Annotated in this window: 5 protein-coding genes; all 5 read left to right on the forward strand. The window is 72.1% G+C overall.

Features of this window, described 5'->3' with window-relative positions; all coding sequences use genetic code 11:
- Window positions 1-542: 542 nt before the first annotated feature.
- The 5 genes from P3L51_RS33095 to P3L51_RS33115 all read left to right on the forward strand — a co-directional run bounded on the left by P3L51_RS33095 (window position 543) and on the right by P3L51_RS33115 (window position 9305).
- Complete coding sequence (locus tag P3L51_RS33095) at window positions 543-1904, forward strand: FAD-dependent oxidoreductase (protein ID WP_354609043.1); 1362 nt, start codon at window positions 543-545, stop codon at window positions 1902-1904.
- Between the two features lie 236 nt (window positions 1905-2140).
- Window positions 2141-3388, forward strand: coding sequence for a UbiA family prenyltransferase (locus tag P3L51_RS33100; RefSeq protein WP_354609044.1), 1248 nt, complete (start codon window positions 2141-2143; stop codon window positions 3386-3388).
- A gap of 67 nt (window positions 3389-3455) precedes the next feature.
- Complete coding sequence (locus P3L51_RS33105; RefSeq protein ID WP_354609045.1) at window positions 3456-5060, forward strand: class I adenylate-forming enzyme family protein; 1605 nt, start codon at window positions 3456-3458, stop codon at window positions 5058-5060.
- A 69-nt stretch (window positions 5061-5129) separates the two neighbouring features.
- Window positions 5130-6530, forward strand: coding sequence for a protoporphyrinogen/coproporphyrinogen oxidase (locus tag P3L51_RS33110; RefSeq protein ID WP_354609046.1), 1401 nt, complete (start codon window positions 5130-5132; stop codon window positions 6528-6530).
- A gap of 225 nt (window positions 6531-6755) precedes the next feature.
- A complete protein-coding gene (locus P3L51_RS33115; RefSeq protein ID WP_354609047.1) occupies window positions 6756-9305 on the forward strand; it encodes an ATP-binding protein in 2550 nt (849 codons plus the stop codon).
- Window positions 9306-9354 lie beyond the last annotated feature (49 nt).

Genomic DNA, 9354 nt, shown 5'->3' on the forward strand with positions numbered 1-9354 from the left:
AGTCAAGGACCTCGGCCGTCCGCGCGGATTCGGTCGACTCGTCGGTGAATCCACCGGCGGAGAGAGCCGATATCACGCCACCGCCCAGCGCTCCCGCGAGCACCAGGAGCACACCGGAGAGATACAGGACCAGCTTGCTGCGGTGTGTGGTGAATCTGGCCAGTGAGGCGAACATTCGGCAACCTTTCGAGGGGGAACGCCGTTTCTGGGGGCGGCGTGTCGGTCCCGTTCACACGATCAAGGTAGGGAGCGCGCGAGCCCACTGGCAATGACAACCCGCCGCGAAACGGCCGAGGTTGAGCCCCCGGCCGGACGCGATCGATCCACCGCGCGGCGCGCGGACCGGCCACCGTAAGGCAGTTGGGCGGCATGCTCCCCGACTACGGTCCCCCAGCGCGTGAATGCGCACAATGACAGGTGTATGCGGGTCATTCCCTGGATGACTGCTATATCTAACGGCCGCTTCCCCCTCCTAAATTGCGGCGACAACAGGCGACAACCGTCGAGGGCAATCCGAGACCATTCCCTGGAGGGGAAAGCGAATGAGCCAGCGTGAGAGGACCGCTGTCATCGGCGGAGGGATGGCCGGCTGCGCCGCCGCCAAGGAGTTGGTCAAGGCGGGCCGCGAGGTGGTCATATTCGAGGCCGCCGCCGGACTCGGCGGCCGGGCCCGTTCGTGGCACCGTCCGGAGATCGAGCCCTCCGTCGGCATCAACCTCTGGTTCACCAGCTTCTACAAGCTGATGTTCGAGCGAATTCGCGAGTACGGGCTTGAGGACCAGCTCGTGGAGATGTCCAACAACGTCATCGTCGTGGACAAGGGCGAGCCCGCCGAGCTGCTCTCCGACTCGCTGCGCAGCCTGCTCACGTACAAGCACGTCGGCCTCCGGGACCGGATCGGCTTCCTCACCGGGACGCTGAAGGAGACGCTCAAGCGCAAGCAGCTCGACATCTTCGACCCGGTCAAGCTCGCGCCGTTCGACGACGGCACGACGGCGGCGGAGTACGCGCGCAAGAGCCTGTCGCAGCGCGGCTTCGACAATCTGCTGCGGCCGGAGATCGAGTCGTTCTGGCTGTGGCGCTGCGAGGACGTCTCCGCCGCGCACGTACGGGCGATGCAGGCGCAGGTCGCCGGCGCGAAGTTCTACGTGTTCCGCAACGGCATGGAGGTCATCGCCGAGCGCAACGCCGAGGGCGCCGACATCCGGCTCGAACACGAGGTCACCGACCTTCAGGTGACGGACGGCCGGGTCCACATCACCGCCCGGTCGGCGGACGGCGAGAGCCACTCCGAGGTCTTCGACGATGTCGTGGTCGCCACGACCGCGCCGGTCGCGGCGAAGCTGACGGCCGCGCTGCCGAACGACATCGTGGGCCGCGACACCCGCGAGTTCCTGGAGACCCAGGTGTACGAGCCCGCGCTGTCGGTGTCGTATCTGGTCGACTTCAGCAGCATGCCGTCCGAGGCGCACATCGTGGCGGCGGGCGCGGACGACCCGCCGGTGAAGACGATCATCACCTTCCCGCGCAAGGTCAAGGACGCGCAGGGGCGTTCCGTCGACAAGCACCTGGCCTTCGTCTACCCGGGCCGCGCCGAGACGCGCCGGCTGCTCGCGCTGTCGCCGGAGGAGCAGTACGCGGAGACGACCCGGCTGGTCACCAAGTTGTGGCCGGACTTCCCCACCGACGCGGAGCCGTTCGAGATCGCCGTACGCCCCCACGCGATGCCCCTGCCGGCGCCGGGCCGCTACCGGATGTCGGCACGGGTCATCGGACTCCAGCACGCGCCGGTGGTCTTCGCGGGCGACTACTTCACGGCGCCGATCTCGGAGGCGGCGATGCTCTCGGGCATCCGGGCCGCCGAAAAACTGACGACGGCGGGAAAGCTGACGACGGCCGGCTGATCCGGGACGACGGCGGAAGGGAGAGGGGAGAGGACATGGATGCAACATCCACGGGTTCGCCGTCCGGCGGGGGTGAGGTGGTCTCGGGCGTGGCTGCCGGGTCCGCTTCCGGTGCGGGTTCGCCTTCCGGTGTGGTTGCCGGGTCTGCTTCTGGCGCGGGTGCGCCGTCCGGCGGGGGTGGGGTGGTCTCCGGTGTGGTTGCCGGGTCTGCTTCCGGTGCGGGTTCGCCTTCCGGCGTGGTTGCCCGGTCCGCTTCCGGTGCCGTCACCGGTACGGCGTCCGCCGCGGGTTCCCGTACGGCTGCCGAGACGGCGGCCCGCCCGGCGTCCGCCTCCGGCTCGGACACCGACGGCCGCACGTATGTCGGGGGCGGGGGCGCTTCCGGCGCCGTCCGCGGTGATGTGCGGGGCGGTACGCGTTCCGCGTCGGCCTCCGGCACGGACCCCGTAAGCGTTACGCGCTCCCGCACCGGCGCACCGGCCGACGCCGACGCCGGCACAGGCACCGCGTCCGCCTCCGGTACGGACCCCGCGCCCGGTGCCGCACCCGCCTCCGGGGCCCGAGGCCGCTTCGTCGCGTACGCGCGGCTCGCCAAGTTCGAGTTCGTCCTCGACTACTACCTCAGCATGCTCGTGCTGTGGACCGCGCTCGCGGGCAGTGCGCGGTTCGCGCCCGACACCCTGACCACGTTGCTTCTCTTCCTCCTGGGTGAGATCGGCGTCATCTCCGCCGTCATGGCTCTCGACGACGTCAACGGCATCAGGGACGGCAGCGACCGCGCCAACTACCTCGGCACCGGCGGCACTCCGCTGCGGCCACTGGAGCGCAAGCCCCTGCTCACCGGGGCACTGAGCGTTCCCCAGGCCACCCGGTTCGGGTATCTGAGCCTGCTCTGGGGCACGGTCCTCTGGACGGCCTCGGCCGTCACCGCTCCCGAGCGGCCGATGTGGGCGCTGGTCGTGACCGGGCTGGTCCTGTTCGCCGGCTTCCAGTACTCCTGGGGTCTCAAGCTCAGTTACCGGGGCCTGGGCGAAGTCCTCATCATGGGCTGCCCGTTGGTCATCGTCGTCGCGCCGTACGGCTTCGTCACCGGCCAGCTGCCCGCCATCGTGCTCGTGCAGGCGGTGCTGTTCGGTCTCTGGCAGATCCTCGTCTCCTGCTACTCCAACACCAAGGACATCAGCGGGGACGCCGCCGTCGGCCGCAGCACCGTCGCGGTGCACGCCTCGGCCCGCGGCAATCTGATCTTCATCGGCGCGCTCTCCGCCGCCGACCTGCTGTTGACCGTCGGAGCGTCGGCCGTGGGCTGGGCGCCGTGGTGGTTCTTCGCCGCCCTGCTGCCCGAAATGGCCCTGCGGCTGCGCCAGTTCACCTCTTTCGGCCGTAACGGCGACGCACTGCTGGCACGCAGGCGAGGAGTGGTGGCGTTCCGGACGGGCGTCGCCGGCATCGTCCTGGCCAACCTCATCCACTTCGCGAGCTGAGGGGCGACGGCCGCGGCCCCGTTCCCCAGCGGGGCGCCGGCCCGAACTCCGGACAGGACACACAGACATGGGCACCAGGAACGAACCGACCGGACTCGGTCTGCTCTTCGACGAACACGCACGGGCGGGCCGAGCCACCCGCTTCCATCTCAGCCGCCCCTTCGACATCGCCCCGGACGCGGGCACCGAGTTCACCGTCGCCGGTCTCGCCGAGCTGGTCCAGGAGACCGCCGGCCTGCTGTACGAGGCGGGGGCACGCCCCGGCGACCGGGTCGCCATCGCCAAGGACAACCACTGGGACTATCTGATCCTCGCCTGCGCCACCGCCCGCTTCGGCGGTCTGCCCGTGCTGATCGCGGGCAGCCTCCCGGCCCAGACGCTCGGCACCGTACTGAAGCGCGCCGAGGCGCAGTTGCTCGTCACCACCGCCGGCATCCTCGGATCCGCCGACGAGCAGGGCGTGGACCTGAAGTCCTTCGTCCCGCGCACGCTGACCGTCGGCGCCGCGCTCCCCGGCACGGTCGCGCTGGACGACCTGCGCGGGGCGCCTGCCCCGAAGGTGTTCCGTACGGCGGGTTACGAGCCCATGGTCGCCACCCACACCTCCGGCACCACCGGGGTCCCGAAGCTGGTGGTGCACTCCGTCGACACCGTCCTCGGGCACCTCGGCCGCACCGAGTCGCTGCGCTTCCCGATCGTCGCCATGAAGCGCTCCGACACGGTGGCCACCGCAACCCCCTTCAACCACATGCGGATGATCACCTGGAGCACCGGCACGCTGAAGCTGGAGCCGAAGGACGCGATGCTGCTCGCCGACGCCCAACCGGCCACGGCGGAGCGGATGTTCGAGAAGCGGCGGCCGACCTATCTGGAGGCGCTGCCCGCCACGTACGTCGGCTGGCAGGAACTGGCGGAGAAGCGACCGGAGTTGTACGCGGACGTAAGGCTCTACGTGAGCACCTTCGACGCCATCCACCCACCCACGGTCCGCCGCTTCCTGCACGCGAGCAAGCGGCGCTTCCCGGCCTGGCTCCAGGGCTGGGGCCAGTCGGAGACCGGCCCCATGACCTTCCGGCTGCTCACCCGCAGGGCGCTGGCGGCGAAGGGCGGCCGGCACCCCACGACGCGCGACGTCGGGCGCCCGATCCCCGGCTTCACCGGGATGAAGGTGGTGGACCCGGCGACGATGGAGCCGGTCCCCAACGGCGAGCCCGGCGTGCTGCTCACCCGTACCGACGGGCGCTGCATCGGCTACCTCGGCGAGCAGCGGCGCTGGAACGACAAGGCGCGCGGCAAGTGGTGGAACACCGGCGACTACGGCCTGCGCACCGCCGCGGGCGCCTTCCGGCTGCTGGACCGCGAGGTGGACGTGATCCCCGGCATGAGCTGCATCGAGCTGGAGGACGTACTGGCCGACCGGCTGCCGGAGCTGCTGGAGGCCGCCGTGATCGGTATCCCGGGCCGGCTCCCGCTGCCCGTCGTGTGCACCCGGGACGGCTCGCTGGACGAGGCGCAGTGGCGGCGCGCCACCGCCGACCTGCCGGCGCTGGGCGCGCCCCGGGTACTGCCGCTGGAGGAGATCCCGCGTACGAGCACGGGCAAGGTGCGCCGGGTCGAGCTGCGCGAGCGGCTGCTGGGCGAGGAGACGTACGGGACGGGGCGCTGGACGTAGACCGCGCGCTCGCCGGGTGTTTCAAGCCGTCCGGCGATTGAGGACGAAGTCGAGAGGAGCACAGCAGCCATGGCAGACGCAGACGCAGACACCGCCACGCACGTCGATGTGGCCGTCGTCGGGGGCGGGATCGCCGGTCTCACCGCCGCGTACCGGCTGAAGGAGGCCGGCCGTGCGCCGGAGGTCTTCGAGGCCGACAGCGACGTCGGCGGGCGGATGCGGGCGCGGAAGGAGGACGGCTGGCTGGTGGAGACGGGCACCGAGACCCTGGCCTCGCACGGCTACCCGGCCACCTGGCGGCTGATCAAGGACGTCCGCCTCGACCGCGACGGCGGGGTGCTGAAGGTCGGCAGCCTGGCCGGTGTCTGGCGGGACGGCAAGGCGCACGCGGGCAGCGGGCACTGGGTGGGCACCCTCACCGGTGCCGGGCTGTCGCCCGGCGGCCGGATGGCCATGACCGGGATGCTGGCCGGGCTGCTGCCGGCCCTGGGCAAGGTCAGCACGCGGCGGCCGGGGGAGAGTCCGCTCGGGCTGCGTACGGTCGCCGAGTTCGTCGACGGCAAGCACCCGGACCTGCACGACTATCTGCTCCAGCCGGCGGCGAGCACCGGCTGGGCCTGGGACACCCGGCGCTCCTGCGTCGCGCCGCTGGTCGCCACGATGGTCGCCACCCGGGGGCTGCACGGCTGGCGCACCTACCGCGACGGGATGGACGCCCTCGCCCGGAAGGTCGCGGAGCGGCTGACCGTGCACAGGGGGAGAGCGGTCCAGGAGGTGACGGAGAGCCCCGACGGGGGCGTACGGCTGGTTTTCGCCGACGGCACGGTGGTGACGGCCCGCGAGGCCGTACTCGCGGTGCCCGCGCCCGTCGCCCGGAAGCTGTATCCGTCGGCGCCCGCCACCGAACTCCCCTTCCTGGACGCCACGTCGTACTCCCGCATGATCCGCGTGACCTGTCCGGTCGACCGCCCCCTGGCGGTCCGTCAGTCGCGCGGTACGAAGAAGGTCTACGCGCTGCTCATCCCGGAGAAGGAGGACGGCTATCTGGCCGGCCTGACCTTCGAGCACTTCAAGGCCGCCAACCGGGCGCCGCGCGGTCAGGGACTGGTCAGCATGCTGACGGCGGCACGCGCCACCGACGAGCTGATGGACCGCCCCGACGAGGAGGTCGTCGAGGCGCTGCTCGGGCGCGCCACGAAGTACGTGCCCGAGCTGCGTACGGCGCTGCGCGCGTCGTACGTGCACCGATTCCCGTACGCGGCCCCCGAGGCCACCCCGGACGCGCTGCGGCTCCAGGGCGCCTTCCTGGACCGGCCCTCGCGGGCGGTCGAGTTCGCCGGGGACTGGGTCTTCCAGCGGCCGACGAGCGAAGCCGCCGTGCAGGCGGGGGAGTTGGCGGCGGAGCGGATCCTGTCGCGGCGGCGGAGCCCCGCCGTCACGGAGGGCCCGGTGCGGACCGCGCGCTCCTGATAAACGCGTCGACCTGTGGCCGCCCGCTCGCCGGACTCCCGGTGGGCCGGGCGGCTTTCGTGTGCGCGGAGGGAAGCGCGCTCCGTCGCGTGGGCGGCCGGGCGAGCTGTCGGTGAGCGTTCACTGACCGAGCCTTGACCAATCGTTGGACGGGGCCTGTGAGGTTCCTGGGGAGAGTGAGACATCAAGTCATTCGTGCGACCTATCTGAGCCACGGGGGCCGAAATGCGCGCACAGAGCAACGAAGGAACAAAGGGAACGATACGGATCGTCGAACCGGTGCGGCGGACGGGCGGGGACCCGGCGGGGCACCCCACGCGGTTCACCGGCCCGTCCACGACCGCGTCCAGGAGTCCGTCCCGGAGTCCGTCCACGGGCCCGTCCACGCACCAGCGGGCGCGCTACGCGCTCACCTCCCGGGTCGGCAGGGAGGCGGAACTGGCCGATCTCAAGGCCCGTGCCGCCGCCCCGAACGGACAGATCCTCACACTCACCGGGCCGGTGGGTGTGGGCAAGAGCAGGCTGGCCGACGCGCTCTTCGAGCAGATCTGCGGAGACTTCGCCGACGGCGGACGCTATGTGGAACTGGACATGCTCCGGCTGGTGGACACGGACCCCGACGGCGGGCTCGCCCGCGCGGTCGCGGAGGCGCTGGAGCTGACGCCGGACGGCGCGGACGGCGCGGACGACGCTCCGCTCGATCTGCTGCGGGACCACCTCGGCGGGCGGGACTTCCTGCTCGTACTCGACTGCGGCAACCGGCCCCCGCACGGCATCGCCGGGCTGTGGGAGGCGGTCGCCGCGGTGGCCCGGCGGCTGTGCCTGCTGACCGTCGGGACCCAGGTGCTCGGGATGTACGGCGAACACCGCGTCCCGCTCCTCCCGCTGGCGGTGCCCACGCCGCACGACACGGCCGACCTGGGCCGGCTGGGGCAGGTCGACTCCGTACGCCTGCTGGTGGACCGTACGAAGGCGGTACGGCCCGGATTCCGGCTCACGCAGGAGAACCGGGAGACCGTCGCCAGGCTCTGCCGGACGCTCGACGGGCTGCCGCTCTCGATCGAACTGGCCGCGTCACGGCTGAAGGTCAGCTCGCCGCGCGCGCTGCTGGACGAACTGAGCGCGGGTACGGGCGTGAATACGGGCGCTGGCACGGGCGTGCTCGCGCTCGCCGGCGCGGGAGTCGGCACGGAAGCGGCGGCGGGTCCCGGGGCCGGGGTGGACACACTGGGACTTCCGCCGGCGGCTGTCGAACTCCTCGTGCGGCTCGGGGTGTTCACCGAGAGCTTCGGGGTCGCCGAGGCCGCGGGGGTCTTCGAACTCCCGCTGGACGTCACCCGGCAGGCGCTGGAGGAGATGGTCGACCACAGCGCGCTGCTCACCGAGGAGCAGCGGGACGGCAGCATCCGGTTCTGGATGCTGCGCAGGTCCCGGGCCGAGGCCCTGGCACACCTCGGGCGGCAGGACGCGCTGGGGCCCGTCCGGGCCGACCACGCCATCTTCTTCGTCCGCCAACTGCACGGCATCCGAAGTGAGTTGGCGGGGCCGGGGCAGGCGGCGGCGCTGGAGCAGTTCGGTCACTGGCACCAGGACGTGCTCGCCGCGCTGGAGTTCCTGGCCGGGACGGGCAACGGCGAGGCGGTGGCGACGCTGGCGACAGCGGCCCAGCCGTACTGGTTGCTGCGCGGCGAGGCGGAGAGTGCCACACACTGGCTGTCCGCCGCCCTGCGCCTCGGTGTCGAACGGCTCCGGGTACGGCTCGCCACGCTGGAGGCGTTCGGTGAGGCGCTGCTCCTGACGGACGACCCCATGGGCGCCAGGCCCTGGCTGGAGGAGGCGTCGGCGGCGTACACGGAGCTGGCCGACGGCCCGGGGATCGCGACCGTACGCCGGCACCTGGCCAGGCTCGCCCAGATCGAGCGCAACCTCCCCGCCGCCGAGAACCTGCTGACGCTGGTGCTGGCGGACCTGGACCCGCGCGGCGGTGGCCAGTGGTGCCGGGGGGCGGTGCTGGCCCGCCTCGCGGAGGTCCGCCGGGACAGGGGGGACACGGCGTCGGCGGCGCGGCACGCGACAGAGGCGGTACGGATCTTCGAGCGGGCGGAGGACGCCCGCTCGGCGGCCCGCGCCAAGCTGACGCTCGCGGGCCTGACGGGGGCCCAGGGCGATTACGACCGGGCCGAACAACTCGCCTGCCGGGCACTGCTGTTGCTGCACGACCGGGGCGATCTGCCGGAAGTGGCGCGGGGTTTGGCGGTCCTGGCCGAACTCCTCACCCACAAGTACGGCCGCACGGCGGCGGTGTGGGAGCGGGCGGCGCGACTGCTCGGCGCAGCGGACGCGCTCCGCCGCCGGGTCGGCGACACCCTGGCGGGCCAGCCGGAGGCCGTCAGCCCGACCCTGCTCGGCCAGGTCGGCGAACGGATGGGCCACAGCGCCTTCGACACGGCCTGGCAGGAGGGCGGCCGGTGCACACCGGACGAGGCGGTCGCCCTGGCCCTTGCCTCGATCGAACCGGCCGGACACCGGCCACGCCCCACGGACCTCGTCGGCTCGCTGACCCGGCGGGAACACGAGGTCGCGATGCTCGTGACGGAGGGGCTGACCAACCGGGAGGTGGCCCGCAGGCTGGGGATCGCGGAGTGGACGGCGGTGAACCACATGCGCAAGGTGATGCAGAAACTGGGCTGCACGTCCCGGGTCCAGGTGGCGGGCCGCATGCTGCGCCCCCTCACCCAGGGCGCGTCCGCTCCGGCGGCGGCAGGCCGCGGCTAGAGGGTCCTGGGTCCTGTCCGGCTGACCCCGAAGATCCGCCGGACGGGAT

Source organism: Streptomyces panacea (assembly GCF_040560175.1).
GTDB lineage: Bacteria > Actinomycetota > Actinomycetes > Streptomycetales > Streptomycetaceae > Streptomyces > Streptomyces panacea.